Raw genomic sequence first — 25,556 nt, forward strand, 5'->3', positions numbered from 1 at the left:
TCCTTTCAATGGGATGTGAACCCATATGACGCATGGTGCGCCGAAGCCGATGACGTTGCCCGTCTCGGCTCGGTGGTGTGCGATTCCTTGGGGATGGCCACCGACAGTGCATGCCTGCGCTCGCAGCCCGATGCTGCGTGGATGGGGCATGCCTCGGTGGGGCCTTGACGTTATGAGGGCTGTGATGGCGCGCTGGAGGCATTCGCCTCTAGGGCTTCAGCGACCTCTTCGGGGGTCGGGCGCGGCTTGCCTGGTTCGCATATCGTGGTGTAAGCGGCGAATTCCTTGAGCAATGTGATGAACTGACGGGTTTTGTCTTCTCCCATCTGCTCGAATACCCAGCAGATGGCCGAGTGCATTTCCTCGTGCCGTTTCTGGCCTTGGGCGCGTCCCTCCTCGGTAAGCGAGACCAGGATGTTGCGTCGATCATTGTGATCGATGTCGCGGGTGATATACCCTTTCTTCTCAAGTGAGGCAAGCACTGCGCTGATCCGCGCAGAGCTGCTTTTCGTCGAGTCGGCCAGCTCCGAGGGGGTCATCGTGCCGTGATGCCCGAGCTGGGCGAGAACAAAAGGTTCCCCCTTCATATCCCTGCTCATACGCTTCGTCATCTCGGAGCGTTTCTCGGCGGCGGCATGCATGAGCTCCTGATACGCCTCGTCTGCGAATGTCATCGCTCCTCCTTTCGCACATGCCACATGTTATCTCACAGTGTTAACTATTTATGATGTATATTATTAACAACGTTCGAAGGTTCTGTGAAGATTGTGATGCTGCTCCGGGGCGTCGGTGCCGTGCCGATGGTCCGTCGCGGGGCCGCTATGCTGCCTCCGAGGGGCCAGAGAACGTCACTGCCAGGGCTTCTGTACCTCATCCGATTCCGCTCGCGTGCTGGCCCTGCCCGTCCGGCGGCCGGATGACGGCTTGGAGATATAGGAGACGGAAGAGTCGGAAGGCACATAGCTTTGTGCAGGGGATTGCCGGGATCGCCCAGCTTTCGGGGCCTTCTCGGATAGTTCGGGATGCGCGTCCGCCCAGGCCTCGAAACGCGCCGTCAGCTCCTTGTCGGTGTTACGGATTTTCCGCAGCGGTTTGAATGCGACGTATACCATCAGCAGCACGATGACGATTATCGCCAGGACGATGCCAAGGCGCACCCAGACGGGGTTCGGCGCGAAGACGGCGAACAGCAGCGCGATGCCGACGATGCCCAGGTACAGGGCTCTTTTCACCAGTGTGCCGTATGCCCTGCGGCATTTCGTTATCACGTCGATGACCTCAAGTACGGCCGAAGCCTCTTCTTCGCTGACCGCATGTTCGGAGAAGAGATCCTCTCCCTGCCTTCTCTTGCTGAGATTGCGCTTGGCCAGGGTCAGGGAATGGTCCTTGGGCCGGTGGTAAATCGCCCAGCTGACGATGAACAACACGGCGAAGATCATCAGTCCGAAGTAAAAAACTACAAGAGCTATGGTTTCTGTCATATCTGCCATCCTCCATGAAGTCAGGGACTAGTGCGCCCCGCTGTGCGGGGTATCAGCCGTTGCCGCCACCGATTAAGTGCCAGGTGCCGCCATCCGGGTCCAAGGAGTACTGGTTGTTTCTCGCGCTGTCGTCGATCTGGGCGCCGGGCAGGCAAGCGTAGGTGATGGAGGTGATTGCGAGATGCCGTTTGTCCGTCTTTCCGTCCCTCACCAGAGAGGCCAGGGTCGAACCGTGGGAGACCGGCGTATCGCTCTTTATCTCCGTGGCGATGTAATTGTCGGAGAAGCCTTCATCGTAGGAAAGCTGCTGGGTCCAGCACGAGGCGAAGAGATGCGTCCTTCGCTCGGCATTGACAAGGGCATCAAGTTGAGCGGCACTGAATTTCTTCGAGGAGGACACGGTCACCTGCGCGAAGGCTGCCACAACCCAGGTCAATGGCCGTCTTGCGTCACCCGGCCGGCCGGAGATGCCGGTGGCCTGCTTCGGCCCTGTTGGCTCTGTTCTCCGGCTCCCCATAAAGCCAGTATAAAGGCTTTCGGATGTTCTCCGCCGATGGACGGTCACGGTATTCAAGGCACATTCCCGGATGCGCCGCCGGTGCGCCGGGCGATGTGTACGGGCAAAGAAAAACCCTCGGACCGTTGCTTCACAACAGTTCGAGGGTTTCACTCCGTGCGCGCGGGGGGAGTTGAACCCCCACGACCTTGCGATCACTGGCACCTGAAGCCAGCGCGTCTACCATTCCGCCACGCGCGCAGACAAACGTCAAAAATAGCACCTCTTAGGCATGCAGCGCAACTCCGCGTGTTCGGTACTGTGGCCAGGCACATCCCGCTGTGCCTGGCCACCTTGCGGCTAGCGGTGCTTTCAGCCGCGTGAACCGTGGGCGTAGAAGCGTGCCAGCGTCTCCCGTTTGAACTCATCGAAGTATCCTGCGTCGATCGCGGCTCGAATGTCATCAAGCAGTTTGACGAAGAAATGCTCGTTATGGATGGTGGCCAGCGTGAAGCCGTTGAATTCCCGTGCCCTGAGCAGATGATCGACATAGGCGCGCGAGTAGTTGCGGCAGGTGTAGCAGTCGCAGTCCTCCTCAAGAGGTCTGAAATCATGCTTGAACTCGGCGCGTTTGACGTTCCATCGTCCGTCACGTGTGAATATGGCGCCATTACGGCCGTTGCGCGCCGGTGCGACGCAGTCGAAAGTATCCCCACCGTTCTCCACCGCGTCGAAGATGTCGTTGACGGCGGCGATGCCCAGCACATGCCTTGGTCTTGATTCGGGCATCTCATCGCAGATCCAGGCGCAGGTCTGTCCGAGCAGCTGCTTCTCTATGGCCCCGCCGATGCCCACACCGTCGAAGTCCAGGGACGCGATCTGTGAGGCGGCAAGGCGCCGCAGATCCTCATAATTGGCGCCTTGAACGACGCCGAACAGGGCCTGGTAGGGCTTCCCGAGCCTCGTCTGGGTGAGCTGCTGGTGCTCCGCGACGCAACGTTTGGCCCAGCGGAAAGTGCGTTCGACCGATTGCTCCTGGTACGAGCGGGTGTTCATCAGCGTGGTCAGCTCGTCGAAGGCGAACATGATATCGGCGCCCAGTTTGTGTTGGATCCTCATCGAGATTTCCGCGGAGAAGCGGTGCAGGGAGCCGTTCAGCGGTGACTTGAAGGTGACGCCATCTTCATCGACGAAGGCCATGCGCTCCTTGCCATCGGCGATCACGTCATCGGATTTCATCCCTTGCACATCCATGGCCAGCGTTTTCTTGAATCCCGCCCCGAGCGAGAGCACCTGGAACCCGCCGGAATCGGTGTAGGTGGGCCCGTCCCAGTTCATGAACTGGGCCAGTCCGCCGGCCTCGTCAAGCACATCCTCGCCTGGGCGTTCGAAGAGGTGGAAGGCGTTGGAGAGCAGGCACTGCGCTCCGAGATCCTTCATCTGTTCGGGCAGAACCGCCTTCATGGCGCTCTGGGTGGCGACCGGGACGAAGGCCGGTGTGCGGATATCCCCATGCGGGGTATGGATGATGCCCGTTCGCCCGTAGCGTTTCCCTCCTCGGCCCAGGCCGGCCGCCGAATCCGGTAGACGTGTGGTGGTCTCGAAGCTGAATGCGCTCCGATCCGCGGGCTTGCCCTCTTCGCATCCGAGGGGATTCAAGGTCAATGTCATGAGCCTAACTCTAGCTGTCGGTGTCTGACTTCCCGGCTGCGGACATCACGCGGTCCGCACTCGGATGACTAGGACGCCTCTGCCGGAACATGCTTGGTGGATGGTGCATGAATGTCGGGTGCCTGCTGGGTCCAAGCTGTCAGCCAAGAGCGCAACGAAGGTGAAAGAGGTGCTTCGAGCAGTGAAATGTGTGGATAATGCAGCTATCCTAAGGGGTTCAGTGGAGAATTCGCCCACTTCTTACAACAAACACTCAGAAAACTTCCAGTACCGCTATCTTTACTTCTATATAGCAGTTGAATGAAGGCGGCACGAAGCGGCTCCGGGTGGAGTCGCTGCGGTGCGGCTGGTATGCGTACCGCAGGAAGTGTAAGGAGCAGCAATGGCAGAAGAACACAATGTGCATCCCTGGGAGGGGCAGGGCGATGACTCGTCATGGCAGCCCAGCCACATCGACAAGGATGCCGGATCCGACAAGGATGCGACGGATTCACAGAACGACACCTCTGCTGAGACCCAGCAGATTTCAGGCTCGCAGGAGACGCAGGCCACCACTCCGATTCCTACGGTTCATGGGAACGGCGGAGCCGAGGATCACGATGAGGCCTCTCAGCAGACCCAGATCATTCCTCCTGCCGACAACCAGGACACCTTCTCCTTCGGTGACCTGAACACCGACACACAACAGTATGGGTCCTTCGTCGAGCCACGTTCCTCAAGTGAGGAACTCTCACAGCCGGCTCAGCAGGAGCAGACGGCTGACGATTCGGCTAATGCCGATACCGCTGCCTATGGCCAAACCTCATCCGACTCCGGTACCGGCTCTGATCAGTACGCTAAGCATACGGGCGATGCTTATCCGCAAACGCCGATGGGCGTGCAGGAGGGCCAGCCATCCGTGCCTCTGTATCGTCCCGCACCGCAGTATGGTGCGTATGCTCCGGAAGGCGGCGATGGACAGCAGGGCGCCGGGCAGAATCCGGTGGATGCGGCGCAGAACGGACAAAGCGCGGCCCCGCAGTATGGCGCATATGATCCGCAACAGAATCAGACGCAAGGCGATGATGCGAACCGTCCTCAGTACGATCCACAGCAGCAGGGGCAATACAATCCCTTCGCAGGCGGATACGGCAATGAGCATTCGAGTCAGCAGGGCTTCGGCGGATCGCAGCTGCCTCCACAGGGTCCGGGAACTCCCGGCCAGGGCGGAGCGCAGCAAGGCGGTCAAGGTCAGGGCAAAGGCAAGAGCAAATCACTCAACATGATTTTGGTCGCCGTGATCGCAGCTGTGCTCAGTGCCGCGTTGATGCTCGGCCTCGGATGGGCCGCCATCTCCAATGGTTTGATTTCGACCCCTACGACCTCCTCGCTTTCAAGCATCAATTCGAATTCCTCCGGGTCGGGCAGCGCGACGGCCAAGTCCGGCGAGGCGGCTGACTGGGAGTCCGTGAGCAAGAGCGTCTCCAACTCGGTTGTGGCTATTGACACCGTGGTTTCCGGTGGAACGGCCAAGGGTTCCGGCGCGATTCTCGATACCTCCGGTGACGTGGTCACCAACAATCATGTCGTCGAAGGCGCCACGAAGATTCAGGTGACGCTGTCCAGCGGGCAGATCTACTCGGCGAAGGTCGTCGGCACCGACACCACGACCGATCTGGCCGTGATCAAGATCGAGAATCCCCCGAGCGATCTGAAACCTGTGACTTTCGCGGATTCCGACAGTCTGGCCGTCGGTGAGAGCGTGATGGCCATCGGCAATCCTCTGGGATACGACAACACCGCCACCACGGGCATCGTCTCCGCACTGAACAGGCCCGTTTCGGTAATGGATGACACCAACACCACGATCGTGACCAATGCGGTGCAGATCGATGCGGCCATCAACCCCGGTAACTCCGGTGGGCCTACCTTCAACGCCGCCGGGCAGGTGATCGGCATCAATTCCTCGATCGCATCGACGGCGACCACGAGCTCAAGCGCAGGATCGATCGGCATCGGATTCGCCATCCCCTCCAACCTGGTCAAACGCGTCTCCAACGAGATCATCAAGAACGGTTCGGTGCAGCATGTGGTCCTCGGCATCACCATCCAGAGTGCGACCGCTGAAGCCGATGGTGTGACCCGTGCGGGTGCACAGGTGACCAAGGTGACTTCCGGAAGCGCCGCGGCGAATGGCGGGGTGAAGGCGGGAGACACGATTGTCGCCTTCAACGGCAACGCGGTGAACAGCAATTACGCACTCCTCGGATATGTACGCGCATCGGCGTTGGGAGACAAGGTGACGCTGACGGTCGTACGTAACGGGAAGACCTTGGATCTAAGCGTGACCTTGGATCAGAAGGAGGCGGCTGTTTCAGGCTCGTCGAAGTCGGATTCCGATGACAGCGGCAACTCCGATGGATCGGGTTCCAGCGGCGGTTCGGATGATGGTGGCCTGACCGATCCTTACGGATTGTTCGGCAACTAGATTCAAACACCGTCATTGCGCTTCAAGGCCGTGGCACAGGGGGCATCCCCTGTGCCACGGCCTTTGCGTCGTTCGGGGGACTGCTGCACGTCAGCAGGAGGGTGCCTGTTGGATGCGGAGACGGGAAACTCCGTCTGGGGCATGGCGGCCGCGGAAGGTATCCGCTGTGCACGGACCGCATGATGCGCTTCGCTGTCGGGTGGGGCTCTGTTGCCGTCGGTATGGATGAGATACCCTATTACTCGTGAATGAAACAATGCGATCCGGTGATGCAAACCCTGCCAAGACTGTTGCCCAGAAGCCCACTGAAACCCCTGCCGGGGAATCCATCGGAGCCTTGCCGACCCATACGGGCGAGCCTCTGCGGATCGCAGTGATCGGTGCGGGGCCTGCCGGTGTGTATGCCTCCGATATCTTCCTCAGGCAGCTCGGACAGCTTGGTGATGAACGCGGTCTGGGAACGCAGGCGCGCATTGACATATTCGAGAAGCTCCCGGTTCCCTTCGGTCTGGTCAGGTACGGCGTTGCGCCCGATCATCCGAGCATCAAATTCATTGCCGGGGCTTTGCAGAAAACACTCGACAATCCGGACATCCATCTCTACGCCGATGTTGAGTTCGGCAAGGATGTGACGCTTGACGACCTGCGTAGGCACTACGATGCGGTGCTTTTCGCCACCGGTGCGACTGACGATCGCCTGCTTGATATTCCCGGCCATCAATTCGAAGGTGTGCATGGGGCGGCGAGATTCGTGGAGTGGTACGACGGCTACCCGACAGGTGTTGAGGTCTGGCCTTTGGAGGCCGAGGAAGTGGCGGTCATAGGCGGCGGCAATGTCGCGATGGATGTGGCCAGGATTCTGATGCGCAACGCTGACGATCTGCTGGGCACCGATATCCCGGCGAATGTGTACGAAGGACTCCAGCGCAACAGGACGCGTGACCTTCATCTCTTCATTCGCAGAGGTCCGGCACAGGCTAAATTCTCGGTGCAGGAGCTGCGTGAGATGGAGAAGCTCCCCGGCGTTCAGCTCATCATCGATGAGGATGACTTCGAGCTGGACGATGAGACGCTGCAGAAGGCGAGTGAGAACAAACTGACACGCCAGATGCTCGAGGAGCTGTACACCATCCGTGAGATGGCGGAGGACATGGAAGATGACGGGGACGCCGATTTCGAGGGGAATCCGGCGCAGCGCCGCTATCACATCCATTTCTTCTCATCGCCGACCGAAATCCTCGGTGAGGATGGCAAGGTCATCGCCATCCGTGTTGAACGTACCGAAGTCGATGCGGAGGGACACCTTTCAGGAACGGGTGAGAGCATTGACTACCCTGTTCAGGCCGTCTACCACGCCATCGGGTACCGTCCGGCCCAGGTTCCAGGCATTCCCTACGATCAGAGCCGTTTCACCCTCGCCAATGCGGGGGGAAGGGTGTTCACCGCCCCGCAAAGCGAAGGTGGCGAAGTCATACCTAGCCTGTACGCCACAGGCTGGGCGAAGCGCGGTCCGGTGGGGCTGATCGGCTCCACCAAATCCGATGCCCTGGAGACCGTGAGCAATATGATCGAGGACCTGGCGGAGACACCGCAGCACGGACGTTTGGCCGAAGTGCGATCGGAATCCGCGATCGACGAACTGTTGGAGAGCAGGGGCGTGCATCCCATCGATTTCGAAGGCTGGATGAAAATCGATGCCTTCGAACGTTCCGAGGGTGCGAAGGCAGGCCGTGAGCATATCAAGGTGACCGATTCCGACGAGATGCGCCGTATCGCCCACTCCGAGTCTCCTATTGCCTGATGGCAAGAGAGTGTCCAGCGTGTATTCAGAAAAAAACCAGCGAATTTCGTTATTCTATGAGTCATGGCAGGCACAATGAAGGTTCACGGGCACTTTAACGGTCTTAAAACGACCCTGCTCTTTGGCTTGATGTGGGCGATCATCATGGCGATCTGGTGGTTCACAGGGGGCACCCAAGGTACCTTGGGGATTTTCATCTGCATTGGCCTGGCTACGACCTTCATGTCCTATTGGTTCTCCGACAAGCTGGCCATCGCCTCGATGAGGGCCAAACACGTCAGTGAGCAGGAGGCGCCTGAACTCTATCGCATCGTTCGTGAGCTCTCGATGAAGGCCGGCAAGCCGATGCCGAAGATATACATCGCCCCGACGAGCTCTCCGAATGCCTTCGCCACCGGGCGCAACGAGCGGCATGCGGCGGTGTGCTGCACCCAGGGGATCCTTCAGATACTCAACGAGCGTGAGATACGCGGGGTGCTGGGGCACGAGCTGATGCATGTCTACAATCACGACATCCTGACCTCCGCAGTGGCATCGGCCATGGCCACGGTGATCACCTACCTTGGTTACTCGCTGATGTACATGGGTGGGGGACGGGACCGCAACGGCAGGGATTCCGGCGGTATCGGCATGATCGGGGTGCTGCTGAGCATGGTTCTGGCACCGATCGGAGCCTCGCTGATCCAAATGGCCATTTCGCGTACCAGGGAATACGATGCCGATGAGGATGGAAGTCGTCTGACAGGTGACCCGGAAGCTTTGGCATCCGCACTCAACAGGATAGAGTCGGGCGTCCAGCAGGAGCCGCTCGCGCAAACCGCGGGAACGCAGAGCGTGTCATCGATGATGATCGCCAACCCCTTCAGCGCCAAAGGCATGAGTCGCCTCTTCTCGACCCATCCGCCGACAAGCGATCGCATCGCCCGCCTGATGAAGATGAGTGAGGAAATGGGCGGGGAGACCCTGGAGCCCGGATATCAGCAGCGCTCGGAGATCAGGTAGTCGTCTTCACATCCGTCGGGTCGTTCCGACGGCGTCCTCTTGCGACGCGCGACGAAGCGTGCCGCGGCAGTGTCATGGAGCGTTGCCGCAGGTTATGCCAAGGAAATGACAGGTTGGGAAGAGCGCCAGCGGGGGCGGCGTCTTCCCTGTTGAATGGAGTTATCGACACGGGGAAGTGCCGAACGTGATCCGGAGACGGTGAACGATGGATATATCCGACGAACGGCCCAGGACGATGCAGTTCTCAACGTAGGTGTCGTTGCCGGTTGGGGGAACCACATCTGTTGTCGCGCCGTTGTTCGTGACGATAACAAGGAGGAGACAGAACCATGCTGCAGATCAACATGGCCGACGTCGTCGCCGTACTGAATTCGCTGTTGCCGTATCTTATTGTGGCGGGCGTGCTTCTTGTGCTGGCGATTATCATCACTTTCGCCGTCAACAAGAGAACGGTGAAAGGCGTTGGGGCAAGAAAACTCATTCATTCGCAATCATGGATTGTGGCCGTGGTGGGTATCGTCATCGCGATATCCATGATGCTGACCGGTCCTATGGCGACGCTGCTGAACAATGCCACAATCACCAAATACACACTCGCCGACAGCACGGTGTCCCAGGCGAACGAGCTGGCGAAGGACGTGCAGTCCGAGGCGATCACCCTGCTGCAGAACAAGGACAACAGCCTTCCACTGAGCGACACGAAGATCAACGTATTCGGATGGGGCTCGACCAATCCGGTGTATGGCGGAACGGGTTCGGGATCCATGTCCGACCAGTATCCGACGGTGTCATTACTGGACGGTCTTAAGGAAAGCGGTCTGCAGACCAATGCGAGTCTGACCAAGTTGTATACCGATTATCGCGAGGACCGTCCCGAGGTCGGCATGTTCGCACAGGATTGGACCCTCCCCGAGGTGCCTGCCGCCCAGTACAGCGACAGCCTCATCCAGGAGGCGAAGGACTATTCCGACCGGGCCGTCGTGGTCATCACACGAGTTGGCGGCGAGGGGGCCGATCTGCCGACCAATATGAAGGCGGAGGGAATCACCTATACCAATAACTCAAAGGACTACGAGGACTTCCAGGACGGTGAGCACTTCCTGCAGCTCAGCAAGACCGAAAAGGACATGATCGACCTCGTCAGCAAGAACTTCGACGATGTCACCCTGGTATACAACGGTGCGAACACCTTCCAATTCGATTTCCTCAGCTCATATCCGCAAATCAAGTCGGTGCTCTGGTGCCCGCCAGCCGGACAGACCGGTTTCAGCGCGCTCGGTGGCGTGCTTACGGGTGACGTCAACCCATCGGGCAAGACTTCAGACACCTTCATCAAGGATCTGAAGAAGTCCAACACCTATAACAACTCGGGTTCATTCGCGTACGACAATGTCGATGAGTTCGCGCAGAGCGTCACCGGCTTCACCGGCGAGACCAGCGATGTGACACCCACCTTCGTCAACTACAGCGAAGGCATCTACGTGGGGTACAAGTTCTACGAGACGGCCGCAGCCGAAGGCCTGATCAATTACGATGAACAGGTGCTCTACCCATTCGGTTACGGCCTGAGCTACACCTCATTCACGCAGAGCATGGGGAATATCAGTCACCAGGACGGCAAGGTGTCATTCGATGTGACGGTGACCAACACCGGTGACGTCGCAGGCAAGGACGTCGTCGAAACATATTACGATCCGCCGTACACCAATGGCGGCATCGAGAAGGCATCCACCAATCTCATCGCATTCGAGAAGACCAAGGAGCTGCAACCGGGCTCATCGGAAACCGTCACCATCGAATTCGATGAGGACGACATGGCCTCATACGATTCGCACAATGCCAAGGCCTACGTGCTGGAGAAGGGCGACTACGGCATCTCGATCCAGTCGGATTCGCATACCGTCATCGATGAGAAGACGATCTCTCTGGACAACACGGTGACCTACGATTCCGAGGATGAGACCCATGATGGCGACCAGCAGGTGGCCACCAACCAGTTCGATAATGCGGCAGGGGACGTCGAATACCTCTCACGCGCGAACAAATTCGCCAATTATGATGCGGCCACGGCTGCGCCGACGAATTTCTCGATGAGTGATGAGGTGAAGGCCGAATTCTTCAACAACGGCAATTACGATCCCGCAGACCATAATAACGATGCCGATGAGATGCCGACCACAGGGGCGGATAACGATCTGCGTCTGGCCGATCTTCGTGGAAAGGATTACACGGATGAGGAGTGGGACAAACTCCTCGACCAACTGACCTTCAGCGAGATGGACAATCTCACGGCGATGGCGGGGTACGGTACACAGGCCATTTCATCGATCGGCAAGATCCAGCTGACCGATGCGGACGGCCCGGCGTCACTGAACAATAACTTCACGGGGGTCGGATCAATCGGATTCCCGGCTTCGACGGCATTCGCATGCACGTGGAACAAGGATCTGGCCACGAAGTTCGGCGAGATGATCGGCACCATGGCGCACGACATGCATGTGGCCGGATGGTATGCGCCGGCCATGAACATCCACCGCAATGCGTTCTCCGGCCGCACCTTCGAGTATTTCTCCGAGGATTCGCTGCTGTCCGGCGCAATGGCCTCGAATCAGGTCGCTGGAGCCAAGGAGAAGGGCGTTTACTCCTTCATGAAGCACTTCGCGCTCAACGACCAGGAAAGCAATCGTCTGAATATGCTGTGCACCTGGGCGAACGAGCAGTCGATTCGTGAAACCTACCTCAAACCCTTCGAGATGAGCGTGAAAGAAGGGGGAGCGCAGGCCGCGATGAGCGCGTTCAACTACATCGGACCGGTCTACGCAGGGGCGAACCCGGCTTTGCTGAACACCATCCTCCGTGATGAGTGGGGTTTCAGGGGCTTCGTACTGACCGATTACTTCGGGGGCTACGGATACCAGAACGCCGATCAGGAGATCCGCAATGGCAATGACGCGATGCTGGCGACGACAAGCATCACCAACCACGTGACGGATAAGTCCGCCACCTCGGTGAAGGCGCTTCGTCAGGCGACCAAGAACATCCTGTACACGACTGTGAACGGTTGGCAATACGAGGATGGTGAACCGGAGGTCTCGACACCTATCTGGCGCACCGCCCTCTATGTGACCTGGGGTGTTGTCGCGTTGCTGGTGATCGGCCTGGAGATTCTGGCCATCAAGCGTTACCTTGACCGCAGAAAAGCCGTCAAGCTCGCCGTGGTCGCCAAGACTCCGGAGGAGTAGAAGCAAGGCGGCTGAGCCCACCTGCACGCGATGTTCGTCCGGATGCGCTCGCTGCTCTATTCGGGCGGTGCCGGGATGCGATTGCCCGGTGCCGCCCTTCCACACCAGGAAGCGCAGCGGAACAACACCAAGTATGCGAGCAATCCGACAGCTTACGCGAAAGTGGCGCATGGGTTTCCGTCTCCTGATTGAATCGAAGCAGCGACAGCGATGTGCGATGGAGCATAGGCGAAGACATGCATTGCCCGGTCAGTGAATGAAGAGTGCGAGGAAGAACAATGGAACTTGAGAATCTATCGGTTTTGGAAGAGGCGTCACTGCTCTCCGGGGCCTCGGAATGGGATTCGCGGGGCATCGCGAAAGCGGGGATACCCAGTTTCGTGATGAGCGACGGCCCTCATGGCGTGCGCCGGCAGCTGGGTTCCGGCGATCACCTTGGCATCGGTGAGTCCAAGCCGGCCACGTGTTTCCCGACGGCAAGCGCCCTGGCGAATTCATGGGACCCCGATCTTGCGGAAGAGATGGGGAAGGCCCTGGGTGAAGAGGCCAGAAAGCTTGATGTGAATGTGTTGCTGGGGCCGGGCCTCAACATCAAACGCAATCCCCTGTGCGGACGCAACTTCGAGTACTACTCGGAAGACCCGATCCTTGCGGGCCGGATGGCGGCCGGTCTGATCAGAGGGATTCAGGAGAATGGTGTTTCGGCCTGTCCCAAGCATTTCGCGGTCAACAGCCAGGAATTGCGCAGGCAGGCGTCGAATTCCGTGATCGATGAGCGGACGATGCGTGAAGTGTACCTGACCGCCTTCGAGATCGCCGTGCGTGAGGCGAAACCCTGGAGCATCATGACCTCCTACAATCAGATCAACGGGGTCTACGCGCATGAGAACCATCACCTGTTGCAGGATATCCTCCGTGACGAATGGGGTTTCGACGGCATGGTGGTATCCGATTGGGGAGGATCCAATTCGGCCGTGGATGCGGTGAAGGCCGGTGGCTCCTTGGAGATGCCCTCCCCGGGGTACACCTCCGTGAAGGAGATTGTCGATGCCGTGGCGGCAGGGCGGCTCTCCAAAAGCGATATCGACCGCAGGGCCGCCGAGGTCGCGCGGATCGCCTCCCGAACCCGGACGACGGGTGTGCAGCGTGACGCACTGCTGGATGCGGCGAGCATCGATGCCCACCACCAGTTGGCCCGTCGAGTCGCGGAATCGTGTCAGGTGTTGCTGAAGAATGACGTCGTCGCGGGCCGGACCGTTCTTCCGCTGGCACCGCAAAGCAGGGTCGCCGTGATCGGTGACATGGCGAAGACCCCACGCTTCCAGGGAACCGGCTCTTCCAAGGTCAATTCGACAAGGGAGGAGAGTCTGCTGGATGAATTCATGCATTCGGCGGATGTCACGGTCGCGGGATACCGCCAGGGATATGAACGTCAGGGCGATGCCAATCCGGCGCTGATCGAGGATGCCGTCGCCTTGGCATCCGGGGACGGCACCGAGGTCGTGGTTGCGGTGCTCGGGCTCGATGAACGAAGCGAATCGGAGGGCCTTGATCGCGAGCATATGAAGCTGCCTGCCGTCCAGAATGATCTGATGAAAGCCCTGAAGGCCGTTGGCAAACCGATCGTCGTCGTGCTGATCGCCGGGTCGCCGGTTGAACTGCCTTGGATCGATGATGTGGATGCCTTGCTGTACGTCGGGCTTGCAGGGCAGGCGGGCGCCTCGGCTTCGCTGCGCGTCCTGACCGGAGCGGTGAACCCCTCGGGCCACCTTGCTGAAAGCTGGCCGGTCTCGTATGACGACTGTCCGAATTCGCAGTGCTTCCCGGTCGCGGAGCGTGATGCGGTCTATCGTGAGGGACCTTTCGTCGGTTACCGCTATTACGAGACGGCGGATGTACCCGTGCGATTCCCCTTCGGATACGGATTGACGTATTCGAGATTCAGCTATTCGGATCTGCATGTGGATGAGCAGGGCATCGCGTTCAGCGTCAGCAACACGTCGGATGTCGCAGGTGAAAGCGTCGTGCAGCTGTATGTGCGAGGGCCGGCGAATGGCGTGCTTCGTCCTGACCGCGAGCTCAAGGCCTTCGTCAAGGTCGCCTTGCGGGGGCATGAGAGCAGCAGGGTCCGCATCGACTTTGATCGCTATACATTCAGGCATTTCGATCAGACAAGCCAGTCATGGAAGGTCGAAACGGGTCGCTGGACCGTGATGGTCGCAGAGCACTGCGAAAGCGTCATGTTGCAGGCCGAGCATGAGGTGGTCGGTGATATGGAGCCGGTACCCGCCGACCCCGAACTCGGCGCCTATCTGAAAGGACGGGTGAAGGAAGCGGGGGATGCGGAACTCGCCGTGTTGTTCGGTCGGCCCGTACCGGCACCGAAGAAAGCTGCGGTGTTCGGCGCGAACGATCCGATTCTCGCCTGGCAGGATTCACCGGGGTTCCTCGCCCGGACGATGGTCAGGATACTGCTGCGGCACGAGCGCAAAACGCGTGAGAAAACCGGTTCCCCGGATCTCAATGCTCTGTTCGTGCTCAATATGCCGCCGCGTGTGATGTGCAAGATGACCCGGGGGCAGATCAATGCCGACATGGTGGATGCGGTGGTTGCCATCGCGAACGGTCATGCCTGCCGGGGCATGGGATCATTCATCGCGGCTTATATCCGAAACAGGAAAGCCAATAGGAACATTGCGAAGGAGCTTCAACATGGCTGATGACAAGAGGAGCGATACGTCTCGCAATGCGCGTGATGACGGCGGTCGGGAATCGATGGGCGTGGTGCGCAAGTGGATCTCGGACCATCCGAATGTGTGGGAGTTCATCCTGTTCAACGTGCTTTCGAATATCTCGACCATCACGAGATTCGTCGTCGCATGGATCGGGACCGCTGTTTTCGTCTCGGCCCTGGGGCTTACCGAACCCTTCAGCTTCCTGCTGTTCAATTACACATCTGAAGGCTCGAACGGTATCGGTGGTTTCCTGACATTTCTTGCGGCCGAAGTGCTGGCACAGATAGTGAATTTTGTGGTACAGATGAAGTGGGTGTTCAAATCCGATTCCGCCTTCGCCGATGCAGCCTGGAAATATGCGATTCTCGCAGTGCTCATCGTCGTGGTCAATCTGGTGCTCCCGGGATATGTGACCGCTCTGTGCGTCTCCTGGGGTATGAATTCAGGGATCGCCGCCACGGTGGCATCGGTGGTGAACACGTTGCTTGCGGTGGTGGTCAGCTATCCCCTGCTCAAGTTCTGGATCATGCCGAAACATGATGCACGATCCGGAGATGAGGGCTGAGGGTCTCAGCTGTGCCAGCGTTGTTCGGTGCGGGCGGTCCTTGTGCGCAGGGCCGTCCGCACCAGGCTCGTTGACAGGTGCTGGTCGCCGCGGTGAGGGGGAAGGAAGCGCAATCCGTATATGGAAGTAGGCCACGGCATGGAGAATATTCGTATTGGCGTCGTCGAGGATGATCCGCTGGCGAGACGATCGGTTCTCGATTATGTCGAGCGTTTCGCCAAGGAGAGCGGTGAGCGTTTTACCATCTCGGTCTTCGAGGATGGTGCCCAGATCGTGGAGCGTTATACGCCGGTGTATGACATCCTCCTGCTTGATATCGAAATGGCCAATATGGACGGCATGGAGGCCGCGCGGCGTATCAGGGAACGCGATGAAAGCGTCGTCATCGTGTTCATCACGGCGGCGCCACAGTACGCGATAAGCGGGTACGAGGTCCAGGCGCTTTCCTACCTGCTCAAACCCGTACCGTGGTTTGCGTTCAAGCAGGAGCTGAAACGCTCCATCGATATGGTCCGGCGGCGGGCGGGCGAGTCCATGCTGGTCGAAACACGGTCGCAGCAGTTGCGGTTGGAGCTGTCCCACGTCGTCTACATCGAGTCGATTCGTCATACCATCATCATTCACACCTTGAGTGGGAAGCTATCGATATCCAGCACTCTCAAGGAGCTGGAGGAGGAATTGAAAAGCCATGATTTCTTCAGGTCGAACGCCTGTTATCTGGTGAATCTCGGCCACGTCACGGCTGTGGAGGACCAGGATTGCCTGATGTCGAATGACGAGCGTCTGCGGATCAGCCGACCAAGGAAAAAGGCCTTCCTCGCCGCATTGGCCGATTACCTCGGAGCCATGCCGCGATGAACGCCACCATCATGAATGCCCTGCCGGATATCCCCAGGCTGTACACGGCGCTGTGCGAGTGGCTTGCATGTCTGGTGTATCTGGCCGTCGTCTATCGTCGCGCCAAGAGGATATGGAGCGTGGCGGTCGTAACACTGGGATTGCCGATGATGATCGCCCTGCAGTATCTGGGCGGGATCATGCCGAAGAAACTGTGGACCTTGGGTATGCTGCTCGCCTTCTCGGGCATGTATCTGATCATCATATTGGCCGGCAAGCTCGGTAAGCGGGAGGCCCTGTATCTTACGGCCAGGGCTTTTGTGCTGGCTGAGCTGGTGGCCTCCCTTCACTGGCAGCTGGTCACATTCCTGAATATCGGATGGCAGGGTGAGGGAAACAGATTGCTGTCCGTCGGCATGCTGGTGGTGACCTATGCGGCGTGCTTCTCGCTCGCATGGTTGGTGGAACGCAATAATTTCAGTCAGAGCGCGCCGACCGTTCCCAGCAGGTCGACCACGGTCGGCACGGTGGGCATCACCATCGTGACCTTCGCCATGAGCAATCTGAGTTTCGTCTCGACGAACACACCCTTTTCCGGCACGGTCGGGCAGGAGGTGTTCTACATTCGCACACTGGTCGATTTCTGTGGTTTCGTCATACTCTTTGCCCAGCAGGAGCAGTCCCGCAGGCTCGCCATGAACGCGGAGCTCGCATCAATCGATGCGCAGTTGCAGAGCCAGCATCAGGAGTATCTGCAGTCGAAGGCCAATCTTGAATCATTGGGAAGGCTCGCGCATGATCTCAAGCATCAGATCTCGGCCCTACGGGTGGAAGTCGATCCTTCGCATCTGGCACAGGGTTTCGAACAGCTGGAAGCCTCGGTGCAGCAGTACAGCGCCCAACAGCATTCCGGGAACCCTGTGCTGGACGTCATCCTAACCAGTAAGACACGCACATGCATGGATCGTGGGATCACACTCACCGCTGTCGCCGATGGCAAACTGCTGGGCACGATGTCTTCCATGGATATAGCCACCCTCTTCGGCAATGCCTTGGATAACGCGATCGAGGCGACATCCAAACTCGCCGATCCCGAGTCAAGACTGATCCGTCTCGCCCTCTACTCCCAGAACCGCTTCGTGGTCATCCGTGTGGAGAACTACTTTGCATCCAGTCTGCAGACCGATACGGCGGGGAACCTCAGGACCACGAAACGCGATAAGGGCAATCACGGTTACGGCATGAAATCCATCAGGCATGTTGCGCAACAGTATGGTGGCGAGATCTCGGTCAGGACGAAGGATCACTGGTTCATACTCGCGATTCTGCTTCCGGAATGAGATTGGCGCCTCGATCTGGATGCCGTTGTGTGACAGGGCTTTCGTCGGCGGTATCTAGTTGAATCCGATTGCCGCTTCGGCTATGCGATATCCAAAGCGAACCACCAGACGCCCGGTCTGCCCCGGTATGTTGATGAGTCTGCACAGTGTGGCAGACCGCACATCCTCGGCGATGATGGATGACCTGTTCTCCAGCTGCTGCCATAGATGCTGCTTCATCTGGTAGTTCTCCTGTTTCTTGGAAAGAATCAGGAAGGTGGAAGTGATGACGCAATTGATCGACAGATAGTGGATCATATAGCGGTAGAGGCCCGTGGGCACGGAGTCCGGCTCGGGAGTCAGCTGCGTCATGATCCGGTTCACCAGCATGAGTTGGCTGACCCGCGACACCATGGTTTTGGTTTCCACCGATTGGCCCTGTCTGCCTGTGAAGTAGCGGTAGAAATTCGTGTCGACGTAAAGCAGTGTCGAGGTGTGGGGCAGCGGCTGATATGAGAAAATGAAATCCACATAGAACATGTGGTCGGGTAGCTGCATATGCGATTGGCGGAGCACCGAGGCCTTGAAAATCAGCGAATGCATGATCAGATACTGATTCGTTCTGAATGTCCCGATATCGTCCCAGGACAGCGTTCTGCCCGTCGGCATCACATTGTCGTAACGGACCACATGCTTGAAATGCTTGTTCTGCTTCTCATACACATAGTTGGTGACCACGAGGTCCACGGCCGAGCTTTGGCGGAGCTGCTCCCGCAGCGTTGTCAGCACGGTGATGAGGGAGGAGGGGTCAACCCAGTCGTCGGCATCGATGACTTTGATGTATGCGCCGCCCGCATGGGCCATGCCGGTATTGATGGCGCCCCCATGACCCCGATTCGATTGATGGATGACCTTCAGCAGACCGGGGTTCGCGAGCGCATACTCATCGGCGATAAGCCCGGTCTCGTCCGTGGAACCGTCGTTGACGACGATGATCTCGACGTCCGGGGCCTGGGAGGAGAGCAGTGAGGAGATGCAGCGTCCGACGTACTCGGCGACATTGTATGCCGGGACGATAAAGGAAAGCGTTATCGGTGCATGGGTGACGTAGTGGTCTACCGTTTCTGTCATAACAGCGCCCTGCCTGTTCATCGTCGACCGCCGCATGCTGCGCTCATTGGCGTCATGTGCGTGGTATGTCTCTTCGAGAAGCCTATCAACGTCGGAAGGGAGAAAACTGTGAATCGGCAGACCGCTTCTTGTGAATTCCCCTGTCGCATATGACGGTTAATGCTCAGCACCATGACGACCTCGCTTCTCCTTCGAACGGTATGCAGCGCTTCCTCTTCCGGGCATCAGCGGTATCGGGCGGATGATGCGCCGATGTCACAGTGCATTGCGATGTCACTGTGCATTGCGATGTCACCGTGTCCCTCGATGTCACCATGTACCGGAAGCCGTTCGCGCTGCTGTTACGGGTACTGCTGTGTACGGGTCTCTCCACCATTGCATCATGGTGGTGGACCGCGATCGCGCGGATACTCCCAATCTGCCGCTTTGACCGCATAAACGGTGTCGCCGGAGTGTGCCTGGGTGTGTGCCTGGGAGTGTCGGGTGAAGGTGCGTTGCGTTGGAAAGATCAGATGCTAAACTGAGTGCTCGTGCGTGTATCCGAGTTCTCGGAGCGTCATGCGGGCGTAGTTCATCGGTAGAATGGAAGCTTCCCAAGCTTCAGAGGCGGGTTCGATTCCCGTCGCCCGCTCCACTGGGGTTCGGACTCCTTCCCATTTGTTGGAAGTGGTATGAACCTGTTGTGTGCGGTGTATGCGGTACGCTTCGCGGCACCATGTGCCCTATCCCTTATGTATTCCAGTCTGTTTCGGTGCCCGCCGTTGCCGTGGGAGATGCCTTCGAATCCGAGCCGGATTGTTGATACGACCTCTCAGAGAGGTCCCGGTGAAGACCGCCTGCGAAGAGAAGGAGAGACGATGTCTTTGAATGGTGCACAGCGGAACGCGACCCGAGCCGAGTTCAGAAGGAATTTCCAGTTGCTGGACCTTGCGCCCGGCGATGCCGCGAGGGCGCTGGGGGTTGACGATGCGCGCATTGAGGGGATTATGAGCTTGGAGCTTGTGCGGCATCTCGAAGACGCGTGGGTGTTGCGGGCTTTCCTGATCGACCGGGCGGAGGAGTCGGGTGTGCAGTTGGTGCCGTTTACGGCGCTGCGCGGTGACCCCGAAGACTACCCTTTCCTCGATGCGGAACGAGTCCACGCCCAGTTGCTGGACTAGGTGCCCGTCCCGCCGCGGTTGCGCCGCTGAAAGCCGTCAGTTCCGGATCTCATGGGCGTGTTTGCCGAAATACATGAGTTCCCACAGTGCCGGTTCCGTTATCTCCTCAATGACCTCACCCCGCTCCTTATGGCTGAGGGTGACCGTACCGTCGAAGCGCAGATAGCAGCCGTCAAAACCCATGAGACGTGCCAGAAGTTTTTTGAAACCGGGAACACTGTCGATGAAATAGTTGCGCAGTATGGTGTGCTCGCGATGGTAGGCGATGGTGTATTCGCTGTCTCCGTCACGATAGGTGTAGCTGTGAATATCGGCAACCGGCTTGTGCGTTTGCTCATCAATATGGATGCCGGATTTGCTGAAGCTGACTTTGCGGTCATCGTCCGCAAGGACTTTGCCATCCTTGGCGATCATGAAAGGATTGGTCTCGCTGTACCCGTATCGCTTCTCTGAGGTGATGTGGGAGGTGATGAAGGTGTATGGCCCCGCGGAACCGCGGCCCCAGTACCAGTTGTTGACGACTGAGGGCATGGACACATTGCCCCAGTTGTGGTCATGGTAGCCATGGCCCTCCGCGCTTGTGGATTCGCCGTTCACGCTGTATGTCGCCATGACCTTGCCCTTCGGCACCGCGGGCAGCCATGCGAAATACCGTTCTTCTTCGCGTCCGTAATAGATGTATCCGGTACCGGGGCGCCAGGATTCGACCTCCCCGGTGAGCGTCACGTCGACGGTGAGTTCCTCGATGGTGGCCGTGATGTGGTTGCTATGCAGATCGCCTCTGAAAGCGTTGCTTCCTATGCGCACGTCGCAGGATTCCTTGGAGGCTGAGAACAGGTCGGGGGAGAAGAGCATGGACTTGTTGATGCTTCTTCCATCGGGCAGGTCGAGATCCATCGCGATTTGAGGCGCGAGGCCTCCCTTGGGTGACGCCGCATCCTTGGTGAAAAAGGTGATGACCAGTTTGCTGCCGTTGTCCAGATGGCTGTCGAAATACCACCATTCGTAGCTGCCGCTTTCGTTGGGATCGGTATGCAAGCCATCCTCGAACTGCCGGATGTCGTGCGTGAGTCCCAGTTTTTGGAAAAACCTGGGGGATGACGCCAGTACTGCGGGTTCCTGCATGGGTGAATGCTCCTGAGATGTTGATGGAAGGTACCTGATGATGATTGGGTTATGGCTCGGGATGTGTGTAGCGCCTGATGAGCGTGTGAACGGTTTCTCTTGCCCACTCGGCCTGCCCGTCCTCCCGGGAGAGCGCCCTGAGCATCACCCCTTGCATCGCGGCGACGACTGCCGGTGCGCTGGCTGTTCCGACCGCCGCCTCCACGATCGCCTCCGCTCGGTTATTGAGCCTTTCGGAAACGGGACGAAGTTGTGGATCCGATTGCGCGGCTATCAGGAGTTGCAGCAGCATCAGCACCAGTTCCCTATGGTTCTGGCACAGCTCGTAGGCGAGAGCTCCCGCGGTGCCTTCGGGGGAACGGTGTTCTTCGTCCCCATGGCGGACGGCGTTCTCCATGACCGAGATGACCTGGTCGCCGATCCATTCGAACATCGCATCCCTCAACGCGGCGATTGTCGGGTAATGGTAGGTTACCGACGCCAGGGAGACGCTTGAGGAGAGTGCCACGGCCCTGTGGGTCACCGCGCTGACACCCTTCTGCGCGGCCAGGTCGGTTGCGGCGGACATCAGCGCGTTGCGGCGAAGCGCGCCACGTTCCTTTCTTCCGTCCATACAGAACCCCTGACATGCTCGAAAACAATTAAGTACAAATGTACTGACAGTTTACATGCGTGATGAGACCGATGCAAGCGGAGCTCCGGGCAGAGGGCGGGGAGTGCGGGCTGTCGTGATCGGCCATTTCGATGCGACCGGCTGCATGGCTATGCGGCCATCCCAGCCCGTGAGCATCGGGCCTTTCGTTGTGAGCGTAGGAGCATTGACTCACATTTTATTAGTTGCTTCACTGTTGATAGTTAATGATCTGAAAAACGCTCGCGCCTGCGGGAAGAATGGAGAGGATTGACAGTGACCGGTCTGAGGGGAAGCGCCACCGCCGAAACCGCATCTCTGGGTGCGGTCCGGAATCAGGCTCCGAAGGAGGATGCCTCTGTTGGGAACGCACATACCCCCGTGGAGGCGTGCCCGTCCTTCGTGAGGGCCATGGCCATTATCGGGAGGCGTTGGAGCGGGTTGATCATCCAGGCGATGGCAAAAGGATGCACATCCTTCACCGAGATTTCAACATTCGCCGAAAAACTCAGTGACGCGTCTTTGTCCCGTCGGCTCAAGGAGCTCGAAGATGATGGCCTGATCATTCGTTCCGTGCTGGACGAGCGTCCGGTGAAAGTCCGATACAGCCTCACCGAAGCCGGTGTCGCGCTCGCTCCGGTGCTGGATATGCTCACCAGCTGGGGAGAGCAGTATGCCACTGCGCCCGAGGAGGGATAAAGACCTCATCGGGCAAGGAAAGGCTGGCGAAAAGCCTGCATTCGAACGCATCCGAGGCTTGACGGGCCACGGGGCACACGGGAAAGAAGAAGCATGACCATGGAAATAGGTGCGCTCACCTTCGGTGAGGTGACCACGGATCCCCGAACGGGGCGAAGCCCTTCGGCGAACCGTCGTTTGCATGACACGATAGAGCAGATCACATTGGCTGATGAGGTGGGGCTGGATGTCTTCGGAGTGGGGGAGCATCACCGCAGCGATTTCGTCGCCTCGGCCCCTTCGATGATTCTGGCGGCCGCGGCTTCCGTCACCCGAAACATCACACTGACCAGTGCGGTGACGGTGCTGTCCAGCGATGACCCGGTGCGTGTGTATGAGCAGTACGCAACATTGGATCTGCTCTCCGATGGACGCGCCGAGATCATGGCAGGTAGGGGGTCCTATACGGAGTCCTTCCCTCTGTTCGGCTATGATCTCCGGGATTATGCGGATCTCTTCGATGAGAAGCTGGATCTGTTGTTGCGCATACGAGACCACAACCCGGTGGACTGGTCAGGGCGCTTCCGCGCCGCACTGAAGCATGCGGACATAGCCCCGAGGGCCCAGTCGGAGCTTCCCATCTGGCAGGCGGTCGGTGGCACGCCGTCTTCGGCGGTTCATGCAGGGCATCTCGGCCTGCCGATGATGATCGCCTTTCTGGCGGGGCCGATCGGCGCACATGTGCATATGGTCGATTACTACCGCAGCGCCGCCGCACAATCGGATGTCTCACCCCAGTCGGTGCGTGTGGGCGCCAGTGTTCATGGATTCGTCGGCACAAGCAGCCAATCGGCGCGAGACACCATGTTTCCTTACTTCTCCAAGGGGATGAAGGAGAACAATCATCAGCGGGGCGCGGGCTTTGAGATTCCGAGGCCTGCTTTCGACGCCCAGGCGACGCCCGGAGGGATGCCTGTGGTGGGCAGCCCCCAGGAGGTCATCGACAAGATCATGACCTACAGGGAGCTGTATGGGATCGACAGGATCATGATGCAGATGGGGTTTGGCGGTGTTCCCCAGAAGGAGCATCTGCAGGCCATCGAGCTGCTGGGGACGCAGGTGGCTCCCGTGCTTCGCAGGGAGACCAGGATGGATGCCGGAATCGAGGAGGAACAGTGAATTCGCCACTTGGAGCTTCACCACTCAAGGTCGTCGTATTGGAAGCGAGCCCGAACGCCGAGTCGAAGACTGCGTCCTTGGCCGGCATCGCCGTGTCCATCATCGAGGAACGGTATTCGATATCGCTGAGTACGGTGAACGTCTACGGTATCGGGACCGGCCTTACTTCGGCGATTATGCGCTCGGATGTCGATGAACGGGCCGAGGAGGCGCTGCAAACCGTCGAGGGGGCTGATCTGCTGCTTGTGGCGGTGCCCGTCTACCGGGGTTCGTATCCGGGTATGTTCAAGCATTTCATGGATCTGATCGATCAGTATGCCTTGGCGACGACCCCTGTGATGCTTATGGCCACAGGAGGCGGCGAGAAACACGCGTTGGTCATCGACCATGCCCTGCGTCCGCTCTTCGCCTTTTTCCATGCGTTTGTGGCTCCGGTCGGAGTATATGCATGTTCGGCTGACTTCGATAAAACGGTGCTGCTCAATCCCGGCATCTACACCAGGATCCAGCTGGCCGTTGACGATATGTCGGTGCTGCTGAAGGGCCATGAGATGACGTCCGGGCCGACGGCCGCATCGGCGAATCGTGATGGGCACCCCTCCGTCGTCTGACGGGTCGGAGGCCGTGCGATGGCCGGATCGTGGATCGGGCCATCGCACGGCCTGCGGTATTGTGCCGTTCGGGCGTTGGCGCTATTTGCTTTCGGGCGCGATCTGATTGTTGAGGACCCAGTCGGGGAAGCGGCCATCCATCTTCATCAGCTCGTTGATCGTGACGAACTGGTAGCCCTGCTGGTGCAGGGCATCGATGATGCTCGGCAGCACCTTGACGTCCTCGGTGCGGTCCCCTCCGCCGTCATGCATCAGCACGATGGCTCCCGAATAGGCGTGGTCGAGCACCTGTTGCTTGATCTCCTGTTCGCCCGGGCGCTTCCAGTCCAGGGTGTCGATGGTCCACAGGAGGTTGGAGCTGACCATATCGGAGCAGTCAATCCAATTCTGTTTGCTGAACGCGCCGTAAGGGGCCCTCAGCATGCGTGACTGGGTGTCCGATGCCGAGCTGATGGCGCTGAATCCCGCACTGAGTTCCGCGCGCAATGCGTCTCGTCCGAGCGTCGACAGGTCGGGATGCGTGTTGCTGTGACTGGCCACCTGGTTGCCGTCGGCTATCATCTGCCGCTCCATCTGGGGAAGTTCGGCGGATTGCTTGCCGATGTCGAAGAAGGTCGCTTTGGCTCCCTTGTCCTTGAGGATCTGAAGGATGGGTGCGCTGAAGCTGCTGGGGCCATCATCGAAGGTCAGCGCTATGACCTTCTTGTCGGCTGGCACCTTGGGACTGATGGAATCAATCTTCAATTCGCTTGCCGGCCTGATGACCTTCTTATCGACCTTTTCCCCGGATGTGACGCCGACCCAGTATTCCTGTCTCCCCACCCGCCCCTGCTGCGCGACGAATTGGATCGCCCCTCCGGTGGTTATGGATGCGTCGAAGGGAATGTCCTTCTCGTGGACCGTGTGCGATTCGGTGGTGTCCTTGCCGTTTTCGACCGTGATCGTGTCGCCCTGCCGCAGGTGTGTGGTGTCCAGTCCCGCATCGCTGATCGCCACATCGTTCTGACGGACCGATATTGCGGATCCTCCTGTGCTCTCAAGCGTCTTTCCGCTGAAGGATAAGAGCTTCCCCGGTTTTTTCCCGAAATTCCCATGCTCGCCGAGTACGTCCCGTAGGGTCTGCCTTCCTGTCGTCTGTATGGCGGAATGGTTCACCTCGACCGTGAAATGACGATAGTTGTTCCACCAATACCAGCCGGCGAAGGCTCCCGCGATGATGATGAGCGCCAGCGCCAGCATCGCGATCGCGGTTCTTCTGCGGTTTTTGGGTGTTTTGGATATGGAGAGGACCTCCACGTCGGCTTCGTTTTCGATCGATGCCTGCATGCTGCTGTCAGTGCTGTCAGTGCTGTCAGTGCTGTCACCCTTCATGTTCTTCCCTTCCCGTCTCGCTCCCCCGGCCATTGTAGGGCTGCGGATGAGAGT

General features: G+C 58.8%; 21 protein-coding genes and 2 tRNA genes. 14 read left to right on the forward strand and 9 right to left on the reverse strand.

Annotation, left to right across the window (positions count from 1 at the left end):
- The first annotated feature begins 15 nt into the window (after positions 1 to 15).
- The gene (locus BPSY_RS11595; protein ID WP_156099241.1) at positions 16 to 168 is read left to right on the forward strand and encodes a hypothetical protein; all 153 of its coding nucleotides are present in this window, start codon (positions 16 to 18) and stop codon (positions 166 to 168) included.
- Positions 169 to 170: 2 nt separating this feature from the next.
- On the opposite strand, the gene BPSY_RS03335 is transcribed toward BPSY_RS11595, so the two are convergent.
- From BPSY_RS03335 to tgt, 5 genes are all read right to left on the reverse strand, one after another.
- Entirely contained in the window at positions 171 to 674 is a 504-nt protein-coding gene (locus tag BPSY_RS03335) for a MarR family winged helix-turn-helix transcriptional regulator (protein ID WP_051921604.1), read from the reverse strand.
- Positions 675 to 848: 174 nt separating this feature from the next.
- Complete coding sequence (locus BPSY_RS03340; protein ID WP_033497279.1) at positions 849 to 1,481, reverse strand: hypothetical protein; 633 nt, start codon at positions 1,479 to 1,481, stop codon at positions 849 to 851.
- A 52-nt stretch (positions 1,482 to 1,533) separates the two neighbouring features.
- Positions 1,534 to 1,917: a hypothetical protein gene (locus BPSY_RS03345; protein ID WP_033497277.1), complete on the reverse strand. Its 384-nt coding sequence runs from the start codon at positions 1,915 to 1,917 to the stop codon at positions 1,534 to 1,536.
- A gap of 238 nt (positions 1,918 to 2,155) precedes the next feature.
- Positions 2,156 to 2,238: transfer RNA gene (locus BPSY_RS03350), tRNA-Leu, on the reverse strand.
- Between the two features lie 111 nt (positions 2,239 to 2,349).
- On the reverse strand, positions 2,350 to 3,648 hold the full coding sequence (tgt, locus tag BPSY_RS03355; protein ID WP_033497275.1) for a tRNA guanosine(34) transglycosylase Tgt: 1,299 nt from the start codon (positions 3,646 to 3,648) through the stop codon (positions 2,350 to 2,352).
- Between the two features lie 382 nt (positions 3,649 to 4,030).
- On the opposite strand from tgt, the gene BPSY_RS03360 reads away from it, so the two are divergent.
- The 8 genes from BPSY_RS03360 (at position 4,031) to BPSY_RS03395 (ending at position 17,637) form a co-directional block, all read left to right on the forward strand.
- On the forward strand, positions 4,031 to 6,115 hold the full coding sequence (locus BPSY_RS03360) for a trypsin-like peptidase domain-containing protein (RefSeq protein WP_051921606.1): 2,085 nt from the start codon (positions 4,031 to 4,033) through the stop codon (positions 6,113 to 6,115).
- Between the two features lie 256 nt (positions 6,116 to 6,371).
- Positions 6,372 to 7,916 (forward strand): FAD-dependent oxidoreductase, encoded by a 1,545-nt coding sequence (locus BPSY_RS03365; RefSeq protein ID WP_081884202.1) that lies wholly within the window; start codon positions 6,372 to 6,374, stop codon positions 7,914 to 7,916.
- Positions 7,917 to 7,979: 63 nt separating this feature from the next.
- The gene (gene htpX / locus BPSY_RS03370) at positions 7,980 to 8,918 is read left to right on the forward strand and encodes a zinc metalloprotease HtpX (protein WP_033497271.1); all 939 of its coding nucleotides are present in this window, start codon (positions 7,980 to 7,982) and stop codon (positions 8,916 to 8,918) included.
- A 329-nt stretch (positions 8,919 to 9,247) separates the two neighbouring features.
- The gene (locus tag BPSY_RS03375; RefSeq protein WP_033497269.1) at positions 9,248 to 12,160 is read left to right on the forward strand and encodes a glycoside hydrolase family 3 N-terminal domain-containing protein; all 2,913 of its coding nucleotides are present in this window, start codon (positions 9,248 to 9,250) and stop codon (positions 12,158 to 12,160) included.
- A 278-nt stretch (positions 12,161 to 12,438) separates the two neighbouring features.
- On the forward strand, positions 12,439 to 14,880 hold the full coding sequence (locus tag BPSY_RS03380; RefSeq protein ID WP_033497267.1) for a glycoside hydrolase family 3 C-terminal domain-containing protein: 2,442 nt from the start codon (positions 12,439 to 12,441) through the stop codon (positions 14,878 to 14,880).
- Between the two features lie 55 nt (positions 14,881 to 14,935).
- Positions 14,936 to 15,460 carry a GtrA family protein gene (locus tag BPSY_RS03385; protein WP_100841118.1) on the forward strand — a complete coding sequence of 175 codons (525 nt, stop codon included), beginning with the start codon at positions 14,936 to 14,938 and terminating at the stop codon, positions 15,458 to 15,460.
- 138 nt (positions 15,461 to 15,598) lie between these two features.
- Positions 15,599 to 16,318, forward strand: a complete 720-nt coding sequence (locus BPSY_RS03390) for a LytR/AlgR family response regulator transcription factor (protein WP_033497263.1) — start codon at positions 15,599 to 15,601, stop codon at positions 16,316 to 16,318.
- On the forward strand, positions 16,315 to 17,637 hold the full coding sequence (locus BPSY_RS03395; protein WP_033497262.1) for an ATP-binding protein: 1,323 nt from the start codon (positions 16,315 to 16,317) through the stop codon (positions 17,635 to 17,637). The genes BPSY_RS03390 and BPSY_RS03395 overlap by 4 nt, the downstream gene beginning before the upstream one ends.
- 54 nt (positions 17,638 to 17,691) lie before the next feature.
- On the opposite strand, the gene BPSY_RS03400 is transcribed toward BPSY_RS03395, so the two are convergent.
- Positions 17,692 to 18,747: a glycosyltransferase family 2 protein gene (locus BPSY_RS03400; protein WP_051921609.1), complete on the reverse strand. Its 1,056-nt coding sequence runs from the start codon at positions 18,745 to 18,747 to the stop codon at positions 17,692 to 17,694.
- Positions 18,748 to 19,307: 560 nt separating this feature from the next.
- Here BPSY_RS03400 and BPSY_RS03405 point away from each other — a divergent pair.
- Together BPSY_RS03405 and BPSY_RS11690 are read left to right on the forward strand one after the other, a co-directional pair.
- Positions 19,308 to 19,381 (forward strand) — tRNA-Gly (locus BPSY_RS03405).
- Positions 19,382 to 19,604: 223 nt separating this feature from the next.
- Complete coding sequence (locus BPSY_RS11690; protein ID WP_033497260.1) at positions 19,605 to 19,907, forward strand: DUF2316 family protein; 303 nt, start codon at positions 19,605 to 19,607, stop codon at positions 19,905 to 19,907.
- A 36-nt stretch (positions 19,908 to 19,943) separates the two neighbouring features.
- Here BPSY_RS11690 and BPSY_RS03415 read toward each other — a convergent pair whose 3' ends face one another.
- Entirely contained in the window at positions 19,944 to 21,032 is a 1,089-nt protein-coding gene (locus tag BPSY_RS03415) for a hydroxyneurosporene dehydrogenase (RefSeq protein WP_033497258.1), read from the reverse strand.
- A gap of 49 nt (positions 21,033 to 21,081) precedes the next feature.
- The gene (locus BPSY_RS10970; protein WP_051921611.1) at positions 21,082 to 21,645 is read right to left on the reverse strand and encodes a TetR/AcrR family transcriptional regulator; all 564 of its coding nucleotides are present in this window, start codon (positions 21,643 to 21,645) and stop codon (positions 21,082 to 21,084) included.
- Positions 21,646 to 21,939: 294 nt separating this feature from the next.
- Here BPSY_RS10970 and BPSY_RS03425 point away from each other — a divergent pair, with 294 nt between their 5' ends.
- From BPSY_RS03425 to BPSY_RS03435, 3 genes are all read left to right on the forward strand, one after another.
- On the forward strand, positions 21,940 to 22,362 hold the full coding sequence (locus tag BPSY_RS03425) for a winged helix-turn-helix transcriptional regulator (RefSeq protein WP_051921612.1): 423 nt from the start codon (positions 21,940 to 21,942) through the stop codon (positions 22,360 to 22,362).
- A gap of 93 nt (positions 22,363 to 22,455) precedes the next feature.
- Positions 22,456 to 23,520: an LLM class flavin-dependent oxidoreductase gene (locus tag BPSY_RS03430; protein ID WP_193346420.1), complete on the forward strand. Its 1,065-nt coding sequence runs from the start codon at positions 22,456 to 22,458 to the stop codon at positions 23,518 to 23,520.
- Positions 23,517 to 24,131, forward strand: coding sequence for an NAD(P)H-dependent oxidoreductase (locus BPSY_RS03435; protein WP_033497256.1), 615 nt, complete (start codon positions 23,517 to 23,519; stop codon positions 24,129 to 24,131). Before BPSY_RS03430 ends, BPSY_RS03435 begins: the two co-directional genes overlap by 4 nt.
- Positions 24,132 to 24,212: 81 nt before the next feature.
- On the opposite strand, the gene BPSY_RS03440 is transcribed toward BPSY_RS03435, so the two are convergent.
- A complete protein-coding gene (locus tag BPSY_RS03440; RefSeq protein WP_051921614.1) occupies positions 24,213 to 25,502 on the reverse strand; it encodes a polysaccharide deacetylase family protein in 1,290 nt (429 codons plus the stop codon).
- Positions 25,503 to 25,556 lie beyond the last annotated feature (54 nt).

Source organism: Bifidobacterium psychraerophilum (assembly GCF_000741705.1).
In the GTDB taxonomy this organism is placed as follows: Bacteria; Actinomycetota; Actinomycetes; order Actinomycetales; family Bifidobacteriaceae; genus Bombiscardovia; species Bombiscardovia psychraerophila.

Coding starts and splice junctions, on each gene's coding strand:
- BPSY_RS03430 (WP_193346420.1), top strand. CDS start 22,456: ATGACCATGGAAATAGGTGCGCTCACCTTCGGTGAGGTGACCACGGAT.
- BPSY_RS03375 (WP_033497269.1), top strand. CDS start 9,248: ATGCTGCAGATCAACATGGCCGACGTCGTCGCCGTACTGAATTCGCTG.
- BPSY_RS11690 (WP_033497260.1), top strand. CDS start 19,605: ATGTCTTTGAATGGTGCACAGCGGAACGCGACCCGAGCCGAGTTCAGA.
- BPSY_RS03390 (WP_033497263.1), top strand. CDS start 15,599: ATGGAGAATATTCGTATTGGCGTCGTCGAGGATGATCCGCTGGCGAGA.
- BPSY_RS03400 (WP_051921609.1), bottom strand. CDS start 18,747: ATGACAGAAACGGTAGACCACTACGTCACCCATGCACCGATAACGCTT.
- tgt (WP_033497275.1), bottom strand. CDS start 3,648: ATGACATTGACCTTGAATCCCCTCGGATGCGAAGAGGGCAAGCCCGCG.
- BPSY_RS03380 (WP_033497267.1), top strand. CDS start 12,439: ATGGAACTTGAGAATCTATCGGTTTTGGAAGAGGCGTCACTGCTCTCC.
- BPSY_RS03340 (WP_033497279.1), bottom strand. CDS start 1,481: ATGACAGAAACCATAGCTCTTGTAGTTTTTTACTTCGGACTGATGATC.
- BPSY_RS03385 (WP_100841118.1), top strand. CDS start 14,936: ATGGGCGTGGTGCGCAAGTGGATCTCGGACCATCCGAATGTGTGGGAG.
- BPSY_RS03395 (WP_033497262.1), top strand. CDS start 16,315: ATGAACGCCACCATCATGAATGCCCTGCCGGATATCCCCAGGCTGTAC.
- htpX (WP_033497271.1), top strand. CDS start 7,980: ATGGCAGGCACAATGAAGGTTCACGGGCACTTTAACGGTCTTAAAACG.
- BPSY_RS03415 (WP_033497258.1), bottom strand. CDS start 21,032: ATGCAGGAACCCGCAGTACTGGCGTCATCCCCCAGGTTTTTCCAAAAA.
- BPSY_RS03360 (WP_051921606.1), top strand. CDS start 4,031: ATGGCAGAAGAACACAATGTGCATCCCTGGGAGGGGCAGGGCGATGAC.
- BPSY_RS03335 (WP_051921604.1), bottom strand. CDS start 674: ATGACATTCGCAGACGAGGCGTATCAGGAGCTCATGCATGCCGCCGCC.
- BPSY_RS03365 (WP_081884202.1), top strand. CDS start 6,372: ATGCGATCCGGTGATGCAAACCCTGCCAAGACTGTTGCCCAGAAGCCC.
- BPSY_RS10970 (WP_051921611.1), bottom strand. CDS start 21,645: ATGGACGGAAGAAAGGAACGTGGCGCGCTTCGCCGCAACGCGCTGATG.
- BPSY_RS03440 (WP_051921614.1), bottom strand. CDS start 25,502: ATGAAGGGTGACAGCACTGACAGCACTGACAGCACTGACAGCAGCATG.